14 protein-coding genes are annotated in these 20,782 nt (G+C 43.6%); 7 read left to right on the top strand and 7 right to left on the bottom strand.

All coding sequences use genetic code 11. The features are described 5' to 3' along the window. Positions 1 to 79 precede the first annotated feature (79 nt). Complete coding sequence (locus tag FIS9605_RS0121945; protein ID WP_026734513.1) at positions 80 to 1,720, bottom strand: mechanosensitive ion channel family protein; 1,641 nt, start codon at positions 1,718 to 1,720, stop codon at positions 80 to 82. Positions 1,721 to 1,852: 132 nt separating this feature from the next. Between FIS9605_RS0121945 and FIS9605_RS0121940 the strand changes: the two genes are divergently transcribed. After that, positions 1,853 to 2,683 (top strand): DUF6920 family protein, encoded by an 831-nt coding sequence (locus FIS9605_RS0121940; RefSeq protein ID WP_026734512.1) that lies wholly within the window; start codon positions 1,853 to 1,855, stop codon positions 2,681 to 2,683. 509 nt (positions 2,684 to 3,192) lie between these two features. Here FIS9605_RS0121940 and FIS9605_RS0121935 read toward each other — a convergent pair. The 3 genes from FIS9605_RS0121935 to FIS9605_RS0121925 form a co-directional block, all read right to left on the bottom strand. Continuing rightward, positions 3,193 to 3,537 (bottom strand): hypothetical protein, encoded by a 345-nt coding sequence (locus FIS9605_RS0121935; protein ID WP_442854719.1) that lies wholly within the window; start codon positions 3,535 to 3,537, stop codon positions 3,193 to 3,195. A 169-nt stretch (positions 3,538 to 3,706) separates the two neighbouring features. Further along, entirely contained in the window at positions 3,707 to 4,087 is a 381-nt protein-coding gene (locus FIS9605_RS0121930) for a hypothetical protein (RefSeq protein ID WP_026734510.1), read from the bottom strand. A 21-nt stretch (positions 4,088 to 4,108) separates the two neighbouring features. Next, the gene (locus FIS9605_RS0121925; RefSeq protein WP_026734509.1) at positions 4,109 to 4,726 is read right to left on the bottom strand and encodes a hypothetical protein; all 618 of its coding nucleotides are present in this window, start codon (positions 4,724 to 4,726) and stop codon (positions 4,109 to 4,111) included. Between the two features lie 628 nt (positions 4,727 to 5,354). Here FIS9605_RS0121925 and FIS9605_RS0121920 point away from each other — a divergent pair. Beyond that, positions 5,355 to 6,068: a hypothetical protein gene (locus tag FIS9605_RS0121920; RefSeq protein ID WP_026734508.1), complete on the top strand. Its 714-nt coding sequence runs from the start codon at positions 5,355 to 5,357 to the stop codon at positions 6,066 to 6,068. Between the two features lie 125 nt (positions 6,069 to 6,193). Here FIS9605_RS0121920 and FIS9605_RS0121915 read toward each other — a convergent pair whose 3' ends face one another. Both FIS9605_RS0121915 and malQ read right to left on the bottom strand, forming a co-directional pair. Beyond that, positions 6,194 to 6,427: a hypothetical protein gene (locus tag FIS9605_RS0121915; protein WP_026734507.1), complete on the bottom strand. Its 234-nt coding sequence runs from the start codon at positions 6,425 to 6,427 to the stop codon at positions 6,194 to 6,196. Positions 6,428 to 6,874: 447 nt separating this feature from the next. Further along, positions 6,875 to 8,395 carry a 4-alpha-glucanotransferase gene (malQ, locus tag FIS9605_RS0121905; RefSeq protein ID WP_026734505.1) on the bottom strand — a complete coding sequence of 507 codons (1,521 nt, stop codon included), beginning with the start codon at positions 8,393 to 8,395 and terminating at the stop codon, positions 6,875 to 6,877. A 110-nt stretch (positions 8,396 to 8,505) separates the two neighbouring features. On the opposite strand from malQ, the gene treS reads away from it, so the two are divergent. Together treS and FIS9605_RS0121895 are read left to right on the top strand one after the other, a co-directional pair. Then, a complete protein-coding gene (gene treS / locus FIS9605_RS0121900; RefSeq protein WP_026734504.1) occupies positions 8,506 to 11,880 on the top strand; it encodes a maltose alpha-D-glucosyltransferase in 3,375 nt (1,124 codons plus the stop codon). 163 nt (positions 11,881 to 12,043) lie between these two features. Further along, complete coding sequence (locus tag FIS9605_RS0121895) at positions 12,044 to 12,610, top strand: DinB family protein (RefSeq protein WP_026734503.1); 567 nt, start codon at positions 12,044 to 12,046, stop codon at positions 12,608 to 12,610. Between the two features lie 56 nt (positions 12,611 to 12,666). Here the strand turns inward: FIS9605_RS0121895 and FIS9605_RS0121890 are convergent, their stop codons facing one another. After that, on the bottom strand, positions 12,667 to 13,269 hold the full coding sequence (locus FIS9605_RS0121890) for a class I SAM-dependent methyltransferase (RefSeq protein WP_082209814.1): 603 nt from the start codon (positions 13,267 to 13,269) through the stop codon (positions 12,667 to 12,669). Positions 13,270 to 13,641: 372 nt separating this feature from the next. Here FIS9605_RS0121890 and glgX point away from each other — a divergent pair, with 372 nt between their 5' ends. From glgX to treY, 3 genes are all read left to right on the top strand, one after another. Further along, complete coding sequence (gene glgX / locus FIS9605_RS0121885) at positions 13,642 to 15,792, top strand: glycogen debranching protein GlgX (RefSeq protein WP_026734501.1); 2,151 nt, start codon at positions 13,642 to 13,644, stop codon at positions 15,790 to 15,792. A 178-nt stretch (positions 15,793 to 15,970) separates the two neighbouring features. Next, positions 15,971 to 17,803 carry a malto-oligosyltrehalose trehalohydrolase gene (gene treZ / locus FIS9605_RS0121880; protein ID WP_026734500.1) on the top strand — a complete coding sequence of 611 codons (1,833 nt, stop codon included), beginning with the start codon at positions 15,971 to 15,973 and terminating at the stop codon, positions 17,801 to 17,803. A 115-nt stretch (positions 17,804 to 17,918) separates the two neighbouring features. Beyond that, positions 17,919 to 20,738, top strand: a complete 2,820-nt coding sequence (gene treY / locus FIS9605_RS0121875) for a malto-oligosyltrehalose synthase (protein ID WP_026734499.1) — start codon at positions 17,919 to 17,921, stop codon at positions 20,736 to 20,738. Positions 20,739 to 20,782: the final 44 nt, after the last annotated feature.

The raw sequence follows: 20,782 nt of genomic DNA, 5'->3' as shown, positions 1-20,782 counted from the left end.
TAATCTGAATTTCGTTACGAATTTGTGCAATGTTGTACTTAGTTAGTTATTTTCGCCACACTGCACTAATCGCGCCAATTTATGGGTTTCCCCTTCTGCTTTCTGTCTCGTGACTTCTGCCTTTTCCATTCATTCCTTGAGTTAACCGCAACAAAGCTTGTTCGAGTTCTGATGAAAGCTTGATGGGTAAATCTCCAGTACGCATATTTAAGTCTCGTTGAGGGAATGGAATTTCAATGTTATGTTTTCGGAAAGAAGCTTCGATGAGAAAATAGATATCGCTCATAATTGGTGCTTGTTGGTGTGGTTTGTCGATCCAAACGAGCAATTCAAAGTTAATGGCACTATCACCAAATCCCAAAAAAAACACCTGGGGTTGTGGTAGTTTCAGTACTTCAGGATGACCAATAGCAGCTTCAATGAGTGCGGATTTTACTAAATTCACATCTGAGGTATAAGCAACTCCTACTGGCAAATGAATCCGGGAAACAGGGTTGCGGTGGCTCCAGTTAATCACTTCAGTCTCTAGAAAACGGGAGTTGGGCACGATAATAGAAACCCTATCTAGGGTGCGAATAACTACACTACGCGCTCCGATGTATTCCACTGTCCCCATGTATTCACCCACTTCAATGAAATCACCTACTTGGATGGGACGTTCAAACAATAACACCAATCCACTACCGAAGTTCTTAGCAATGTCTTGAAAACCAAAACCAATCCCAACCCCTAACGCACTTGCCACGATTGTTAGAGAACTTAAATCCAGTCCCCAAATTTGCAAAAGAACAACTGTACCAAAACTAATCAGCGCGTATTTGAAGATAATTGCGATCGCTTCCTGCGCTCCCCGACTGATCCGCATCCGGCCTAAAATCCGAGAGCGTAGCAAATTAGTTGTCGTACCTGTAAATATAATTAACCCAAAGAGCAAGACGACTAAAATTAAGATGTCTGTGAGCGAGTAGGCTTTTTGCCCAAGCGAAAAAATTGGAGAGGTGAGGCTAGCAATAATGCTGCTGGCTATGTTATAGCTCCATTGCCGGGTAACAGGGAATAAATTTGTGATATAGAGGGCAACCCCCACCCAAAGAGCAATCCGTGCTAACAGCAGTGTGGCTTTGAATAGCAACCGAGATGTATTTTGGATTTGGTTATCGCCAGATGAATCAGCCGACACCAGCAGTTGAGAGACTCGGTACTGTGTGAGTTGCCACAAAATTCCCAACACTCGATTTATACCAACTGCCATCAAAACAATCACAACACTCAGTATGGATGTGTTGCGAATAAACTGTGTGCTTCTCTCGTTTTGAGCTTTTTGAATCGCATTGCGAATATCCTCAGCCCACATACCAGCTTGTTCTTCAGGATTGCTAGCAGCAACGATATCGCTTTGGGTGACAGTCAGCAAATAACGACCATTAATAAAGATGATTGGAGATTCGTTGCGTCGTTCAATTTTAATATCTGGTGCTTCTTGAGATTTTACGATTGCTTGCAATTGAGAACTAATGAAGTTAGCTCTTTCTGGGGCGCTTAATCGCTCAGTATTGCTGACACGGAAAACTAGCCTACCATCTATGGCAACGGGAGCATTTTTAGTAGATTGTGCTTGAGCAGGAACCAGCAGCAAGCTCATCACGAACACCAGCACAATGATGCTCATCCGCATAAGTTGAAAGTACCGAGTCAGAGGAAACTGATAATTTTTTCTCATTTTTACCAAGGGTTGCTGAGTTTGCGATCGCGTTTTAGGGAAAAGAATTCCAACTCTGTAGTTCAGTTCCTCAAAAGTTTCTCATTTTTTGATCCTAAATTTGAGATAAATTCAGGTTGAATCTAACTCGAAATGTTGACAAAAATTTTACTCAGCATCGCAGCGTTACTAGCGATCGCATTCTTAACTTTAGTCATAGTCCAAATAAAAAATAGCAACGAAGTAAATAAAATCTGGCAAACACTCGCATCCGCACCTACAGAAAATGTTTTTACAGAGGATATGGTTGCAGGATTACCCGCTCCTGCAAAGCGCTACTTTTTACATGCAATCGCACCAGGAACACCCCTGGCATCTTCCGTAAATCTGGAAATGAGTGGCAGTTTTAGGCTAGCGCCAGATCAACCTTGGATGCCGATGCGAGCCAAAGAGATCATTTCAGTGCTAAAAGGATTCGTCTGGAAAGCAGCCGTCGGTAGTGGTTTGTCTAAAATTGTAGGTGCTGATTACTACAGCAACGGCTCGGGCAAAATGCAGTTTTCTCTGTGGGGAATCATTCCTTTAGTAAATGCTCACACTCACGATATTGCCCGCTCTAGCATTGGACGACTGGCAGCAGAGTTTATGTGGCTACCCTCTGCTTTGCTACCTCAACAAGGTGTGATTTGGAAGGCTATTGATGAGAACACTGCGCAAGCACATCTTATCATTGATGATGAACCTGTAACGCTAACGCTGGTTGTAGACGCCAATGGTAAACTACTTAAGGTTTCTCTGCTGCGTTGGGGAGACAAGACAGAGAATGGTAGTTGGGCTTATATTCCATTTGGAGCAGAAGTGCAAGCAGAACAAAAGTTTGGCGGCTTCACAATTCCATCCCAAATGAGCGTCGGTTGGTGGTTTGGTACAGAACGTTATTTAGAATTCTTTCGCGCCACGATTGAAAAAGCAGAGTTTCAGTGATGGAGTTTTGCTATGAGTAAATGTGCACATTGGGTTCTACACCCTTTGGTGGCAATTATTGGGAGCCTTTGTGACTGATACTAAGTTGCAGTCAAAGATAGTACTTCCCTCACCCCGCCTGCCGGCACCCCTCTCCCAATTTGGGAGAGGGGAGGGGGAGAGGGCACGAATTGCTACATCTGAACGCAAGTTGGTATGAGCTAATTTTAGGCTGGTTGCGCAGGTGCGATCGCAACCTCGTTGCACCATTTATCACTCACAGACTAGTGATCTGCCACAAAGATTATGACAGTCTAAGGAAGCTTGTAGTAAGCACTTTAATGCTTAAATGAGGGCTAAAGCCCCCACTACAAATCTATCAAAATTAATTAGACAACTGTTTAACGCTTAGCAGGTTTGGGATTTGCTGCTTTAGTCTTCGCCCAGCAGAAGGTTATTTGGTATCTTCTGCCAAATAAGTTTATTTTCGGATTAACGTAGTATTTATTCAAGTTATTTTTACATAATGCTTAAGGTTCTAGGTTAAAGGATGCTTTATTAATGAGGATATTATTTTGAAATTGGAGTGTGACACTCCAGTATGGATTCCTACTATCTGCTCTTTGAGATTCGTTGTCAGTGGAATAAATATCTTGATTATTCCACTGGTAAATCTTCTCATGAATTTCTCCACCAGCGTAATCAATATCATTTTGATAAATCAAGATGCCATCCCAGCCGATGATGGAACGCACTTCATCATAGGACATTCCTGTAGATATAGAGTTATATAAATCTTGCTTGATTTGAGATTGCAAATCTGTTTGCTGAATCTGTATATTATCGTGATGAATTTGATTAGATATTTTGAACATAGAGTTCATAGACAAGATAGGAAATTGACCAATAAAAAAACTTTTATGGGAATAGATGAAGGCAATCCATCCCGACAGCGCGAGAGATAACAATATTAAATATTTCATAAGAAAAAGGGTGGAATACCCACCCTACAATCTTTTCAAATCACATCAAACTGTATCAGAACTAACGAACACCTGCACTTGTTTCGTGAGAATTAGTGTATGAGTTAGTAATAGACTCGATAGTACCAGTTACTTTGCTCACTACACTTTCATGAAAGTTACCGTACAGACTAGAACCTGCGGTGTGAACAGTAAAATCCTCAAACGAAACTTCTTTACCACCCCAAGAATATTTGGTGTTAACGTCACCATCTATGTAAATTTTATCAGCAAAAGAATTGTAGTATTCGTTGCGATTAGAGGTGGTTGTAGAATCAAGTTTTAAGTCAGTGTCTGTATAGGTGTGGCTCTTTGTCCACTCGTTACGGACAAAAGTTTCACCAGCAAAAGCAGGAGTAGCTAAAAAGGTAGCAAGAATAGCGAAACCAAGAACTTTCTTCATAACTTTATCCTTTTTGTGAAATTAGTTGTTGTTTTCAGCCTCATATTTGGGTAATTCTTGAGACTGGAACCTGAGCGGTTTGTTAGGTTCATTTGTATTAGTTCTCTTTATAGCAACCCCTTTACAGACAGCATAAATAGTTGGGAAACTGTCGGGGCTTAATTGCACACCAGCACCGATTAGTTCAGCACAGGCGCGAGCATTGATAATCTCTACATCATATTGAGTCTTACGAGCAATGGTTTCAGCCATCCGCTTGCAGGTACCTTCTAGGTTTCCACCTAGAGGAATAACGAAAGCAACATTCACACCATAAGAAGCATTGTTGGAGAAGCTAATCCCATCAAAGGAACTAAAGGAAGTTCCTAATATTAAAGATGGTCGGGGACAGACAACCTGGATTCCAGCTAGCCCTTGAATCTTATAAGCAGCTGATTCACCAAGGTTATAGACTCCAGTTTGATTAATAGCAGCAGAGTTTCGTTGCTGGTTATCAAGAGTCTGCTCTTGATTGGGTTGAGATTGGGAATTAACAGAGTTATTGATAGATTGTGCTTGGGCTTCTACATTTATGCTGACTACTACAAGCAGACATAGTAATGAGTGGTTAGCTAATGTTCTTAAAGCTTTTCTAAGCATTTGAGGTTTTTTAGATGAAGTCGGTCATTGTTATCTGTGATAGTTGCCACTTGAGTTACTCTTTAAGTATTGAGTTGTCCAAACCTTTTCTGTTCGTTATTCATCACAATTCGATATTCTCAAGAATCACAAAAAAACACGAGGGGGGTTTTGTGGGATTAAGTGGGAGATTGGAAAAGATTCAGGTTCATGCAGTAAACATCGATCTGTTACTCAAGTCATTCAGGTTACAAAAGTTTTTGATTTGAAAGAACAATAAGGAAATCTTGAAGAGAAGACAAAGACTGAAATAAAACAATCAATACTCAGTATTATCTAAATTAGAGAATATACTTAGGCGATGTTGCGAAAGTATTGGGCGAATATAATTCCCTAATATACAGACTTAGTCTAGTTGTACAGTCTCTTGAAAAATCTCGTTTTAAACTTATGCAGATGTGAAAAGTCTCATTTAACAGCGTTTTATCACTGTCGATTTGAGTGTGAAATAATACTTTTAAAATATCCTCTTAGTGTGAAACTAAGCACCTTCAATTGACAATATTCAAAAATTGATTTAGGACTGAGAATTTTTCTCGGTTTATAAATTTTTGTTGCCTGAATAAGATTCATCTAACGAGTTGTAAATATGAATATTAAAGAGTTATTAAACATGGCGGATAAAGTGGTCTATGAATCAACTGGCAGACATCTAACTGACCTACAAAGTGATTTATTGAAAGCATCTTATGAAAATCAAACCTACGAACAGTTTGCCAACGATCGTGGCTACTGCCTCGACTATATAAAGAAGGATGTAGGATCTTTATTATGGAATTTGCTATCTCAAGCATTAGGAGAGAAAATTACGAAAAAGAACTTTCGACAAGCATTGGAGCGATATCAACAGACTCAAGAAATTCTGAATTATAAGGAAAAAAAGAAACGACAAGATTTTAGTGATGTACCTAATACTTCGGCTTTCTTGGAACGCACAGAAGAATTCGGCAAGCTTAGACAATGGATACTACAAGATAAATGCAGACTAGTAGCATTTGTAAGTTTTAGGGAAATAGACAAAACTTCCTTAGCTGCGAAGTTGGTAACACAAATAGAAGATGAGTTCGAGCAGGCGATCTGGCGATCGCAGCTTAGTACAGAACCGCTAGCAAGTCCTTTAGGTGAACTTGTCCCCTTTTTGCCAAACCAACAGGAAGCAAAAACTCAGATCAGATATTTACTTCAATGTTTATGTTCTTCTCATTGCCTGCTGATTTTGGACAATGTAGAGGCTGTTTTGCAAATTGGGAAGTTGGCCAGAAACGACAGCGAAGGTTATGGCGAATACTCTTATCTAGCTTGAAAATAGGGTTGGGGGAACAGGGAACGGGGAAAAGGGAAAGCGATCGCGCGATCAGCACACCCGTAACCTATCTGTATGTATCTGTGTGTATCGGTGGTCGATTTTTCATGCCCTGATTGTGGGCATCAGTCTCTGTCTGGGAAGACATCATCTCCAAACTCAGAGAGAAGCCAATTAATATGAGCTTCACCTTCTCGTCTAGTATAAATCAAATCAATTTCACTCTCTACCTGATTTAATTTTGCTTCAATTTCGTTTCTCTTATCTTCGTCTGTCTCCTTTTGAATTTGCTTGCTTAGCTCTGTACGACGTACTTTGAGATTGTACAGTCTAATACTTTCCGGATTATTACTTCTCATGCTTCCTCATTCAAATAAAAATTTCAGCAGACTTGTTCAATTCAAGTCCAATTTTGCTTATTGAGACTTTCCAAGTATTCTTTAGCTCTTCCAGCGTCAAATAAATTTCTTTGCCCTTAAGTTGTATATACCAAGGCTTCCGTGCATCAGGTTGTGTCTCACCACATTCTGTTATGCCATCATAACTAATTATACTTTTGCAAAGTCGTAGCAATTATTACCTCAGTATTTTTTCTTCTATCATATATTTTAGTTAGTTAATTAATTTACATAGTTTAAATATGTAGTTGCTAAATATAGTTATAGTTATTGCTGAAGGAAGCGACTATAGTAATTTTGCGGTATATAATAGTAAAAAATTTAGTAATAGTGTTTTTACCTACACTGTTAAGTGTGTAGTTCATAATCACTACTGACAAAAAAGACGGGCAAAAGCCCGTCTCGTATTTACCGACTGTAAAGTTGTGTCATTTCCAACAATCTTTGACTTAACTCTGAGGTAAGTAAATCAGAACTGGTATAACGCCAACGCCAGTTACCTGCATTCACACTCGGATCGTTCATTCTGCCGCTATTATCTAAACCCAAAATATCCTGGAGTGGAATAATCGCTAAATCGCCGACTGAAGCCAAAGCCGTGCGAATGAATTCCCAATTGATTTCCAGAATTTCTTCCGGTGAATCATAACCCAGGTATTTGGCAACCATTTGCTTTTCTTCAGGTTTAGCTCCCCCCTGCCACCAGCCTAGTGTAGTTTCGTTATCGTGGGTGCCTGGATAAACGACGCAATTCCTAACATAATGATGGGGCAGGTAAGCATTGTCAGAACCACCACCGAAGGCAAATTGCAAGATCCGCATGCCGGGGAAATCAAAGCGATCGCGCAAGTCTTCTACTTCTGGTGTAATAATACCTAAATCCTCTGCCATCACAGGCAAACTGCCCAAGGTATCTCCCAAAGTTTCAAAAAATTCGACCCCAGGTGCTTTCACCCACTCGCCATTGATGGCTGTTTCTTCCCCAGCAGGTACGCGCCAGTAAGCTTCAAAACCCCGGAAGTGGTCAATTCTGACAATGTCTACATACTGTAATGTCGCCCGAAAGCGTTCGATCCACCAAGCAAAGTTGGTTTGCAGCAACTTATCCCAATCGTAAACTGGATTTCCCCACAGTTGCCCGGTAGCAGAGAAGTAATCTGGTGGCACTCCCGCAATGTAGGCTGGTTCTAGTGTTTGCGGATCGAGTTGAAAGATATCCGGGTTTGCCCACACATCAGCGCTGTTGTGACAGACATAAATCGAAATATCTCCAACAATTTGGATATTTTTGCCGTTGGCATAGGCACGCAGTTGAGACCACTGCTGGAACACTATAAATTGCAAAAACTTGTGGTAGGATATAGCTTCCTTTAAATTCTCAGCAGCAGCCATCAAAGCACTGGATTCACGGCGGGCGATCGCACTTTCCCATTGACTCCACGCTTTGCCATCGTTCGCTTCCAGTAGTGCCATGAACAGCACGTAATCGTCAAGCCAAGCTGACTGTGTCTGACAAAATTGCTCAAACACAGGGTTCGGTTTTTCGTTTAAAGATTGCTGGAAACGTTCGTAAGCAAGACGGAGGAATTTTGTCTTGTGAGGAATTACTGCGTCAAAGTTAACTCGGTTGGGGTGATCTTGTGCACTCTCGGGTAGGGGCGTCAATTCCTCTTGAGATAGTAAACCCTGTTGTACCAACTGCTCTAGACTGATCAGCAGTGGATTTCCAGCAAAAGCACTAAAATTCATGGTATAGGGCGAGTGCTCATAGCCAGTGGGTCCCAATGGCAAAATTTGCCACAATCTTTGACCACTTCTCTGCAAGAAATCCACAAACTCGTAAGCCGACTGACCTAAATCACCGATGCCAAATCGACTGGGTAGACAAGTAGGGTGTAACAAAATTCCGCTTGCTCTTTGAAAACTCATCACAATATCCTAAGAAAATCGGTATCAGGGAATACGAAAAGGTCAAAAAATTCAAACACGGCAGCGAGCCCCCTTAGTACAATAACTTATGCCAGTAGGTTGTATAAAACATGCAAAATCCGACATTGAAGGACGATCCGCTTTGGTTCAAAGATGCTGTAATTTATGAAGTGCCTGTAAGAGCCTTTGCCGACAGCGATAGCGATGGCATTGGCGATTTTTGCGGGCTAACACAGAAGTTAGATTATCTCCAAGATTTGGGAGTCACGGCAGTTTGGGTACTGCCCTTTTTCCCTTCACCATTACGCGATGACGGCTATGACATTGCCGACTACACCAGTGTCAACCCAATCTACGGTAATCTGGAGGACTTTAAGGCTTTTTTAACAGCCGCCCATCAACGGGGTATTCGCGTCATCATTGAATTGATTGTCAATCATACCTCTGACCAGCACCCCTGGTTTCAGCGGGCGCGGCGATCGCCAGCGGGAAGTCCTGAGAGAGATTTTTACGTTTGGAGTGACACTCCTGAGAAATATCAGGAAGCGCGGATCATCTTCAAGGATTTTGAAACTTCCAACTGGGCATGGGACCCTGTAGCCAAGGCATACTATTGGCATCGCTTTTATTCTCACCAACCCGATTTGAACTTCGAGAACCCAGTAGTACAGCAGGCGTTATTTGACGTGGTTGATTTCTGGTTGGAAATGGGTGTGGATGGGCTACGCTTGGATGCAGTGCCTTATCTTTATGAACGCGAGGGAACTAATTGTGAGAACCTGCCCCAAACCCACGCGTTTTTAAAGAAATTGCGCCTGCACATCGATGACAAGTTTCCCAACCGGATGTTACTAGCAGAAGCCAACCAGTGGCCTGAAGATGCGGTGCAGTATTACGGGGAAGGGGATGAGTGCCACATGGATTTTCACTTTCCCTTGATGCCGCGTTTGTATATGGCGCTGCATATGGAGGATAGCTTCCCAATCATTGATATTTTACAACAGACACCACATATTCCCGATAATTGCCAGTGGGCGTTATTTTTGCGAAACCATGATGAACTGACCTTGGAAATGGTCAGCGACGAAGACCGAGATTATATGTACAAAGTCTACGCCCAAGACCCGCAAGCAAGGATCAACTTGGGTATCCGTCGCCGTCTCGCACCCTTGATGGGAAATAACCGCCGGCGGATCGAGTTGATGAATGCTTTGCTGATGTCTCTGCCAGGAACACCCGTATTGTATTACGGTGATGAAATTGGCATGGGAGACAATATCTATTTGGGCGATCGCAATGGTGTACGCACGCCGATGCAGTGGAGTCCTGACAGAAACGGAGGTTTCAGCAGTGCCAATCCCCAAAGGCTTTATGCTCCCTTGATTGTAGACCCAGAATACCACTACGAAGCAATCAACGTCGAAGCACAGCGGGCAAACTCGAATTCTCTGTGGTGGTGGACAAAACGTCTAATTGCCACCAGAGGACGTTATCAAGCTTTTGGTCGCGGTACGTTTGAGTTTCTGTATCCAGAAAACCGCAAAGTCCTTGCCTTCACCCGCAACTACAACGATGAACACATTTTGATTGTGGCGAATCTGTCGCGGTTTGTACAGACAGTGGAACTGGATCTGTCTGCATTCAATGGCATGGTTCCCGTAGAAATTTTTGGTCGCAGCGCCTTCCCTGCCATTGGCGAGTCTCCTTACTTCCTCAGTCTTGGGCCACATGCATTTTACTGGTTTACCCTGCAAATGCAACCCAGCTTTACCTGCCCGATTCGCAATCCCAACCAGATACCCAAGCTGGTCGTGGGTGACAAGTGGCAGAATATATTTGCCAAAGGCGAGGCCAAGAGAACACTGGAAGCGATGCTGCCAAACTTTTTGTGTAGTTGTACTTGGTTTGACGGTAAATTACGGATAATTCAATCTACCCATATTATCGAGGCAATTCCCCTCTGCTACAAAGACGTCGAGGCATATATTGTTCTAGTGCAGGTGGACTATACAGAAGGCGATCCGCAAACCTACGTTCTCACACTTGCTTACGAAGCTGATGGTGTTGGTAGCGATCGCTTCAGCACTAATATCGAACAGGTAGTAGCTCAGATTTACGTGCAGGGTAAGAAAGAAGTAGGTGTGCTATTTGATGCTTTCGGACACAAAGACTTTCTCAGTATCCCTTTGCATGCAATCACCCATCATCAATGCTACGAGGGTATGCTGGGCAAACTGGTAGCGACAACCACAGAAGATTACCCAGAAACACTAAGTAATATTAGTGAGAGTATTACTAGTGTTTTCCTAGAGCCACATCTACTCAAGGGAGAACATACTAATACAGGCATAATTTATGGCGATCGCCTGTTCTGCAAAATCTTCCGCAAAGTCGAGACAGGCATCAACCCCGATTTAGAAATTGGTCGTTTTCTCACCAAGATTTCAGCTACCAAAGGCATACCCCACCCAGAACATCTGGCCCCCGTCGCAGGTGCGCTGGAGTATCATCGCAAAGGGGCTGAACCGATGACACTGGGAATCTTGCGAAAATACATACCTGACATTCGCGATGCTTGGTCTTATACCCTCGACAGCTTGCGCGACTTCTTTGAACTAGTACTGCCCAAATACGTAGATATCACTGATATTGAACTACCCCCTTCCTTGTTGCAAGCAGCACTAGAAGTTCCCATTCCCGAAATGGCCCAAGAATTCATGGGAAATTATCTCCGTTCTGCTGAATTGTTGGGGCTACGTACTGCCGAATTGCATATAGCGCTGGCATCTGACATCGAAGATGTGGATTTTGCACCCGAACCGTTTTCTTCCTTCTACCAGCGCTCAATCTACCAAAATATGCGGAACCAAGCGGGGCAGACATTGATACTTTTGAACAAACTCTTGGTGCAACTGCCCACTGATGTACAGCCCTTAGCAAAAATGGTACTCAACCAGCGAGAGTGGATCTTGGGGCGCTTTCAGGAGATTTTGAATCACAAAATCACCGCCATGCGGACTCGCTGTCATGGCAAGTATTCCCTAGATGAAGTGTTGTACACGGGTAAAGATTTCATCATCATTGACTTTGAAGGTAACTCAGATCGCCCCTTGAGCGAACGCCGCATGAAGCGATCGCCCCTACGCGATGTTGCCTCAATGCTGGAATCATTGTACTATGCCAGCCGCGTTGCCTTGCGTAACGAAAAAGAAAGCGGTATACTCCGCCCAGATGATTTACCGTTGGTAGAGCATTGGCAACAGTTTTTCTTCTGTTGGTCTAGTGTTGCCTTTTTGAAATCCTACTTGGCAACATCTGACCATGCAGCCTTTGTACCCAAGCATCCTTCAGAGTTACGAGTACTTGTCGATGCCTTTTTGTTAGAGAAAGTAATTCTGGAGTTGGACTACGAACTCAGAAACCGTCCGACTTGGGTAGAAGTTCCCCTGCAACGGATTTTAGAACTGTTGCAAAACTCTAAATAACTAGGTCGGTCTAAGTCAAAACACACGATTCTACTTGGTGTCTTAGTGCCTTAGTGGTGAAAAAAATATTTTTGAACCACCAAGACACTAAGACACAAAGAGGAATATAGACACAGACTCGGAAGATAATATTGCGATCGCTCAAAGCTGTGACAAGATACTAATGCCTTCCCTGACAACTTTCTTCTGTTGCATGGCACGGAACAACACTTGGTCAAATTATCGTTTGTTGAATGCATGTGCAGGACTCACCCAACAAGAATTTGAAGCCGAACGCACAAGTTTTTTCCCCTCGATTCAACTCACGCTTAATCATATCCTCGTTGTTGATTGGTATTATCTGGATGCCTTGGAAGCAGGAGGACGCGGGCCATCTGTGTTTGAAAATCAAATTCCTTGTGTAACTATTGCTGAGTTAAAAAGCGCGCAAAAAGCAGCCGATACGCGGTTAATTAATTATTGCGACGCCCTCAGCGATACCTATCTCACAAATGAGGTTGTGTTGGATCGCGGTGGTGGCGTGCGTCAAGTTGATCAAGTTGGTCGCGTGTTGACACATTTGTTTGTGCATCAGATTCATCATCGCGGTCAGGTACATGCTATGCTTTCGGGTACTAAGTGTGAACCGCCGCAGCTTGATGAGTTCTTTTTGAAAAACGATGTAGCTTTTAGAGCTGAGGATATGCTCGCGTTAGGGTTGTCAGAAGAGGAAATCAACCCAGTTAAGTAAAGGAATGTTTGTAACGATTTGGAGTGATTTAGGGGTGGCGATCGCATATCAGCCGATCATTTGATCGCTAGTACGCAGAAACCCCGATCTGTCTCTACCAAGCGTGCCTCAGTAAAGCCAGCAGCCGTAAGCATTTCGGTCAATCCAGTACTCGGTTGCCCGGAATAAGGAGTAAACCCAAGCGCAATCTTGCCGCCAACCTTCATCACTCGCCGCATTTCTCGCAGTCCAGCGATCGCATCTGACCAAACTTGCATGGAGTTGATCGCCAAGGCTTTATCGAAGGTGTCATCTGCAAATGGCAGTGCTTCCACCGAGCCATACTGAAGTTGGACTAAGCCTGTCTCGATCGCTTTCGCATTCCGCACTCTGGCTTGTTCAACCATTTCCTCTGAATAGTCAACACCTGCCACATACCCGGTTGACACTGCATCTGCCAGAATCTGAATGGCCACTCCGGGCCCAAATCCAACTTCTATCACTTTGTCATCCGGCTGAACTTCGAGGAGATGAATCACCCATTGAGTAAAATCACGTTTTGTGCGGGCTAAAATGAAACCTCCTAATCGACCCAGTATGCCCTTGGGTCGTCCAAACATTTGCATCAGAAGACTGTCTACAATACCCAAATGCTGCTGTTGTTGCTGATTATTGTGCATCGTTTTGACTGCCTCTTTAAATAATGTCTTTGCGTCATCATTTGTAGACGAGTTAAAGCGAATTAGTATTACTTATGCGATCGCCAATTGACAAACTTACCCAAATGGTAGAGTTCGCCATAATATAAAATAAAACGAATAGGTAAAAATTCCTTCTACTGGTTGAGTTACAAAACTTAGCCTTTAGCATAGGATTTGAAATACCGCGAGAAGCTAATACGTGTTGTGGTTGGTAATATTTTCTTCAGTCAATAGTCAATAGCTGCAATCCTCACTTAGATGCGAGGATTGCCTCGACGAGAAAGTCTGCAAATTCAATGCATATTGGCATAACGATCCTGCCTTAAAAACCTGTAACAGGAGCTTGATTGTATGTACCTCTCACTCTGGCCTGGTAGACCATATCCTTTAGGAGCAAACTGGGATGGCAAGGGTACTAACTTCGCTCTGTTCTCAGAACATGCTACGAAAGTTGAGTTGTGCTTGTTCGACCAAAAAGGGCGAGAAACCCGACTGGAACTCAAAGAAGTAACTAACTTCACTTGGCATGGTTATGTCCCGGCGATCGGACCCGGTCAGCGTTACGGATTTAGGGTACACGGTCTTTTTGCTCCCCAAGAAGGACATCGCTTCAACCCCAACAAATTGCTGATTGACCCTTATGCTAAAGCAATTGATGGTGATGTTCGCTTTGGTGAAGAAATATTCGGTTATCGTTGGGGCGATCCGAATGAAGATTTGGGATTTTCTGAATTAGATGACGCCTACTTAGTAGCAAAAGCAGTCGTTGTAGATCAGACTTTTGACTGGGAAGGAGACGAACTACTGCAAATTCCTTGGCATGAAACGGTCATTTATGAAACCCATGTGAAGGGCTTTACTAGGTTACACTCAGAGATTCCCCCAAAGCTACGGGGAACCTACGCCGGACTCGCTCACCCAGCAGCTATTTCCCACCTCCAAGCTTTAGGTGTGACGGCGGTAGAACTGATGCCAATCCATCATTATCTGGCATATCCAGGACATTTAGTAGACAAGGGTTTAAAAAATTACTGGGGCTATGACTCCATTAATTACTTCGCTCCTTACTCCGGCTACAGTGCTAGCGGTTCCCAAGGGCAGCAAGTGAGAGAATTTAAGCAAATGGTGAAGTCGCTGCACCAAGCTGGAATTGAGGTGATCCTGGATGTGGTCTACAACCACACGGGTGAAGGCAATCACATGGGGCCGACCTTATCACTGCGAGGGATTGACAATGCTTCTTACTACCGCCTCGTAGATGGAAATTGTCGTTATTACATGGACTTTACAGGCTGCGGTAATTCCCTGAATATGCGGAATCCCCAAGTGCTGAAATTAATTATGGATAGTTTGCGCTATTGGGTGTTGGAATGTCACGTTGACGGTTTCCGTTTTGACTTGGCGTCGGCATTGGCACGGGAACTATACGCAGTTGACCGCCTGGCAGCATTTTTTGATATTATTCACCAAGATCCAGTTCTAGCAGATGTGAAATTAATAGCGGAACCCTGGGATGTAGGTGAAGGGGGCTACCAAGTGGGTGAATTTCCCCTGTTGTGGTCGGAGTGGAATGGTAAGTATCGGGATACGGTTCGAGATTTCTGGCGCGGAGAAGATAGTCGTTTAGCAGACTTTGCCTATCGATTTACAGGTAGTTCTGATTTGTATCAGTTTAACGGACGCAATCCTAGTGCCAGCATCAACTTTATTACTGCCCACGATGGTTTCACTCTCTACGATCTAGTCAGCTACAACGAAAAGCATAACGAAGCTAATGGCGAAGACAACCGAGACGGGGAAAGCCACAACCGTTCTTGGAATTGTGGTGTAGAAGGCGACACCGATGACCCGAAAGTGCTGCGTCTGCGTAGACAGCAACTGCGGAACTTTATGACAACACTGATGTTGTCTCAAGGAGTTCCCATGCTGGTGATGGGAGACGAAATGGGGCGATCGCAACGCGGAAACAACAACCCTTACTGTCAAGATAACGAAGTTTCTTGGCTCGACTGGGACTTACAAGAAGAAAATGAAGCGCTTTTGGACTTTACCCGCCAATTAATTGATTTGCGCCGCAGACATCCGGTATTCCGCAGACGCAAATGGTTCCAAGGTCGAGCCATCCACGGTTCCGGCGTACATGACATCCTTTGGTTTAACCCCGACGGCGGCGAAATGACAGAAGAACAGTGGAACGTTGGCTTTACCAAAGCGATCGCCATTTTCCTGAATGGTGAGGAAATAGCTTCACCGGGGCCCCGAGGTGAGCGCATTATCGATGAAAGCTTCTTGTTATTGTTCAACGCTCATTACGAAATGCTGGAATTCCATATCCCCGAAAGGCTACAGGACTGGGAATGGCTCACCATTATTGATACTACCAAACCCCGCTTTGTCCAACGCGGCAAACGCTACATCAATGACAAACCCGTACAAGTAGAAGCGCGATCGCTTGTTGTCCTGCAACGTATAGGCAGAGTTTCTCATGACGATGATGATTAGTTAGTTTTTTGTTGTTTGTTGTTTGTTGGTTGTTGGTTGTTGTTTGTTGTACCCTGCGGGAAGCCGAGTAAAGCGCGTCTATGGAACGACCAACTACCAACCACCAACTACTAACTACTAACCACCAACCACCAACTACTAACTACTAACTACCAACCACCAACTACCAACAATTTGTATGAATATCGGTTCTCAATATTCAGGCGATCGCACTTGCAAATTTACTCTCTGGGCACCTTTAGTTGGAGAGGTTACTGTTAAACTAGTTGCTCCCGAAGAAAAAATTATCCCTCTCCAGAAGGATGACAGGGGTTATTGGCACGGTAGCGTTAGCAACATTGACCCAGGCACTCTCTATTTTTACCAGCTTGAGGGTCAAACTGACCGAGCCGATCCCGCCTCGCACTCTCAGCCCAAAGGAGTTCACGGCCCTTCTCAAGTAATTGACCACAGCAGCTTTAGCTGGAGCGAGCGCCAGTGGCGGGGAATTCCCTTAGCACAAATGGCTGTCTACGAGTTACACGTAGGGACATTTACTACAGAAGGCACATTTGAGGCGGTAATTTCTCGGTTGCCCGAACTGCGTGAGTTAGGCGTCAATGCGATTGAAATTATGCCCGTTGCCCAGTTTCCTGGAGAACGCAACTGGGGTTACGACGGCACTTTTCCCTACGCGGTGCAAAATTCCTATGGTGGCGTCAATGGTTTGAAGCAATTAGTCAACGCCTGTCACCAGCAAGGTATGGCAGTAATATTGGATGTTGTTTACAACCATCTCGGCCCAGAAGGAAATTATCTGTGGGGGTTTGGTACTTATTTCACCGACCATTATAAAACCCTTTGGGGTAGTGCAGTTAATTTTGACGGCCCTTACAGTGATGGGGTGCGGAATTACTTTGTCCAGAATGCCCTCTATTGGCTAGAAACTTTCCACATCGACGGTTTGCGTTTGGATGCCGTTCACGCTATTTATGATTTTGGCGCTAAGCATATTTTGGCAGAAATTGCTGAAGCAGTCGCCCAACTTTCGCAACAACAAGGACACAAGCGCTACCTCATTGCTGAAAGCGATCTGAATGACCCCCGGATTATCCGTTCTCCGCAGGTGGGAGGTTATGGAATTGACGCTCAATGGAGTGATGATTTTCACCATGCCTTGCATACCGTACTGACTGGAGAACAACAGGGATACTACAAAGATTTTGGCACACTAGAACAACTCGCAAAAGCTTATCGCCACAGCTTTGTCTACGCTTGGGACTATTCCCCCCATCGCCGCCGCTATCACGGTAGCGATGCAAGTGACTGTCTTTCAAGTCAATTTGTCGTGTGTTCTCAAAATCACGACCAGGTAGGTAATCGAATGCTGGGCGATCGCCTTAGCTCCCTAATTTCCTTTGACGGGTTAAAATTAACTGCGGCAGCTGTTCTGTTGTCCCCTTATGTTCCCTTATTGTTCATGGGTGAGGAGTACGGCGAGACTGCTCCTTTTCTCTACTTTGTCAGCCATAGCGACCCTGACCTAATTAAGGGGGTACGGGAAGGCAGAAAAGCGGAATTTGCAGCGTTTTTTGAGATTTATGGTCAAGAAGCACCAGATCCGCAAGCAGTAGAAACTATGGAGCGATCGCGCCTGAATTGGGAAAAGCGTCATGAGGGCAAAAACCGACTGCTGTGGTTGTTTTACCAAAAATTACTGCAACTGCGAAGGGAAATTCCCGCGCTAGCTAATTTGGATCGTAACAACCTAGAAGCGTCGGTAGTAGAACCAGAGAAAGTTTTACAGCTGCAACGGTGGTGTGAAAATAGCCAAGTATTGTGCTGGCTCAACTTTAGTCAAGAAGTTGTGGAAATGAAAGCAAATATACCGACTGGAAACTGGAAAAAACTACTCGATTCCGCCGATTCCACCTGGGGTGGTGCAGGTTCTCAGTTACCGGAGACACTTAGCACGCAATCACAGCCAACACTTATACTGAATGCTGAAAGTGTTGTTATTTATAGTCAATAGCATTGTTGTTTGTTGTTTGGTGTTTGTTGTTTGGTGTCTTAACAAGCAACAACCAACAATCAACCAACAACTAACCCATGACCAATGACCAATAACCAATGACCAATGACCAATCATGCAAATACCCATAGCCACATACCGGATACAGTTCACTCCTAGTTTTGGTTTTGCACAAGCCTGTGCGATCGCTCCCTATTTAGCAGAACTAGGAATTTCTAATTTATACGCCTCGCCAATTTTGACCCCCAGAAAAGGTAGCACTCACGGCTACGATACTGTCAACCCGAACGAAATTAATCCAGAATTGGGTGGGAAAGAAAAATTTTTAGAATTAATCGAGGAACTCAAGCAACTCAATATCGGCTGGGTGCAAGATATTGTACCTAATCATATGGCTTTTGACAGTCAAAACCACATGCTTGTAGATGTTCTCGAAAATGGTTTTGACTCCCAGTATCGAGACTACTTTGATATTGATTGGTATCATCACTATGCAGAAAATCAAGGCAAAGTATTAGCACCTTTTTTAGGCAAATTTTGCGGCGATTGTTTAGAAAGCGGTGAACTGCAACTCCAGTATGAGGAAAACGGTTTAACAATTAATTACTACTCGCTGAAATTTCCTATCCGCATTGAATCTTACTCCCAAGTTTTCATCTATGACCTGGGACGTTTGCGAGATAAATTGGGTAGAGACCATCCCCATTTCATGAAACTTCTTAGTGTTCTCTATATGTTGAAATACATCCCATCTGGGGAGGAGGGAAGAGAACGCTATGACCAAATTATCATTATTAAACGCATGTTATGGGAACTCTGGAATGAGAGTTCTGATGTCAGAGAATTTATTGAAGAAAATATCCGTATCTTCAATGGAGAACTAGGAAACCCTGAGAGTTTTAACCACTTAGAAAATTTACTTGCTGAACAATTTTTCCGTCTCGCCTACTGGAAAGTCGGCAATGAAGAACTAAACTACAGACGCTTCTTTACCGTTAATGACCTGATTTCCCTCAAGGTAGAAGACGAACAAGTGTTTGATACCACTCATGCCTGTATCTTGAAATTGGTTCAAGAGGAAATAGTGAGTGGGTTAAGAATTGACCATATCGACGGTCTTTACGATCCAGCTCAATATCTCAATAGACTTCGAGAACAGGCTCCGGAAGCTTACCTAGTTGTAGAAAAAATTCTCGAACCTCAAGAAGAATTGCCAATTAATTGGCCGATTCAAGGTACAACAGGTTATGATTTTCTGAACCAAGTAAATGGTATTTTCTGCCAACAATCAACAGTACAAGAATTTGATGCTATTTATCATGGTTTTTTGAGTAGAAAAGTTTCCTGTGAAGAATTAATTGACCAAAATAAAAGATTAATTATTAGCAAACATTTAGCAGGAGATATTGATAATTTAGCCCATCAGCTCAAAAAAATTTCTGGTCGCTATCGTTATGCTAGCGACTTTACAATGTACGGCTTAAAAGCTGCCTTGGTAGAAATTCTGGCACTGTTCCCTGTTTATCGCACCTACATTAGTAGCGCTGGAGCTAGCAAAGCAGATCGGGAATATATACAGCAGGTAATGACTCAAGCCAAACAGAATATTCCCAACTTCCTCAACGAGTTGAGCTTTATTGAAAAATTCCTCATTCTCGACATTGACGAGCATCTAAGTCAGGAAGATCAGGAGCAATGGTTGCGTTTCCTGATGCGGTTGCAGCAGTTTACCGGGCCACTAATGGCGAAGGGTGTGGAAGATACTGTTTTGTATGTCTATAACCGGCTGATCTCACTCAATGAAGTGGGTTCTCATCCTACACATTTTGGTATTTCATTGGATGATTTCCACAGCTTTAATCATCAGCGTTTTTCTCAGTGGCCCCATGCCATGAATGCTACTTCTACCCACGACACCAAACGTGGTGAAGATATGCGCGCTCGCATTAACGTCCTATCAGAAATACCGCAAGAGTGGGAGAATAATCTCAAACAGTGGCGGGAAATCAATGCTCCGCATAAGGAAACTCTGGGCGGACGGGATATGCCAACTCCTAACGATGAGTACTTTTTTTATCAATCGCTGATTGGAGCTTTTCCTTTTAAAGATGAAGATTATCCGGGCTTTGTAGAGCGGATTCAACAATATATTATCAAAGCAATTCGTGAAGCAAAAGTTCACACCGCATGGATAAAACCGGATACAGCCTATGAAAGTGCTTTCACGAATTTTGCCGATCGCGTACTGAAAGATCCTGAAAATAACCCATTTATCCAAGCTTTCCGTCCCTTCCAGCGCAAAATTCAATACTATGGCATTTTAAATTCTCTTTCGCAGACATTGCTGAAAGTTACTGCACCAGGTTTACCAGACATTTATCAAGGAACAGAACTTTGGGATCTGAGTATGGTAGATCCGGATAACCGCCGTCCGGTAGACTTTGAAATACGGCAAGAATATCTGCAAGACATTAAAGCAAAAGCGGCAGAAAATATATCAGATTTGATTGCCGAACTGTTGAAAAGTCCAGAAGATGGACGAATTAAGCTGTTCTTGACTTATCAACTTCTGCAAGCACGGCGGCAAAATTTGGATGTATTCCAGCGGGGAGCTTACGTAAAATTAACATTCGCAGGTAGCTTAAAAAGCCACATTGTTGCATTTGCCAGGGAATTAGGAGAAAAGAAAATAGTTGCGATCGCTCCTCGTTTCCTCACCTCTTTAGTTAAAGAAGGCGAGTACCCCCTAGGCGAACAGGTGTGGCAAGAAACCCGCATTGTTCCACCTGCTGGTTCCTCTGGTATTTGGCATGACGCAATTACTGGGCAACAAGTGCAAGGTGAAGACACCCTGTGGGTGCGGGAAATTTTACAAAAATTCCCTGTAGCGTTGTTGATTAATCAACCAGAATCATCAACACAGGAAAATGCATGATGGGAACTGGGGACTGGGGAAGAACTATAACAAGGCTCTTTCCC

Origin of the sequence: Fischerella sp. PCC 9605 (genome assembly GCF_000517105.1) — a bacterium.
Taxonomy (GTDB): Bacteria; Cyanobacteriota; Cyanobacteriia; order Cyanobacteriales; family Nostocaceae; genus PCC9605.
The sequence above is the reverse complement of the archived record's forward strand: the minus strand, read 5'-3'. Positions and strand labels throughout refer to the sequence as shown.

Excerpts from the sequence above, each read along its gene's own strand:
- FIS9605_RS0121930 (WP_026734510.1), bottom strand. The coding sequence starts at position 4,087 with ATGAAGAAAGTTCTTGGTTTCGCTATTCTTGCTACCTTTTTAGCTACT.
- FIS9605_RS0121890 (WP_082209814.1), bottom strand. The coding sequence starts at position 13,269 with ATGCACAATAATCAGCAACAACAGCAGCATTTGGGTATTGTAGACAGT.
- treS (WP_026734504.1), top strand. The coding sequence starts at position 8,506 with ATGCAAAATCCGACATTGAAGGACGATCCGCTTTGGTTCAAAGATGCT.
- FIS9605_RS0121945 (WP_026734513.1), bottom strand. The coding sequence starts at position 1,720 with ATGAGAAAAAATTATCAGTTTCCTCTGACTCGGTACTTTCAACTTATG.
- glgX (WP_026734501.1), top strand. The coding sequence starts at position 13,642 with ATGTACCTCTCACTCTGGCCTGGTAGACCATATCCTTTAGGAGCAAAC.
- FIS9605_RS0121920 (WP_026734508.1), top strand. The coding sequence starts at position 5,355 with ATGAATATTAAAGAGTTATTAAACATGGCGGATAAAGTGGTCTATGAA.
- malQ (WP_026734505.1), bottom strand. The coding sequence starts at position 8,395 with ATGAGTTTTCAAAGAGCAAGCGGAATTTTGTTACACCCTACTTGTCTA.
- treY (WP_026734499.1), top strand. The coding sequence starts at position 17,919 with ATGCAAATACCCATAGCCACATACCGGATACAGTTCACTCCTAGTTTT.
- FIS9605_RS0121935 (WP_442854719.1), bottom strand. The coding sequence starts at position 3,537 with ATGTTCAAAATATCTAATCAAATTCATCACGATAATATACAGATTCAG.
- FIS9605_RS0121925 (WP_026734509.1), bottom strand. The coding sequence starts at position 4,726 with ATGCTTAGAAAAGCTTTAAGAACATTAGCTAACCACTCATTACTATGT.
- FIS9605_RS0121895 (WP_026734503.1), top strand. The coding sequence starts at position 12,044 with ATGCCTTCCCTGACAACTTTCTTCTGTTGCATGGCACGGAACAACACT.
- FIS9605_RS0121940 (WP_026734512.1), top strand. The coding sequence starts at position 1,853 with ATGTTGACAAAAATTTTACTCAGCATCGCAGCGTTACTAGCGATCGCA.
- treZ (WP_026734500.1), top strand. The coding sequence starts at position 15,971 with ATGAATATCGGTTCTCAATATTCAGGCGATCGCACTTGCAAATTTACT.
- FIS9605_RS0121915 (WP_026734507.1), bottom strand. The coding sequence starts at position 6,427 with ATGAGAAGTAATAATCCGGAAAGTATTAGACTGTACAATCTCAAAGTA.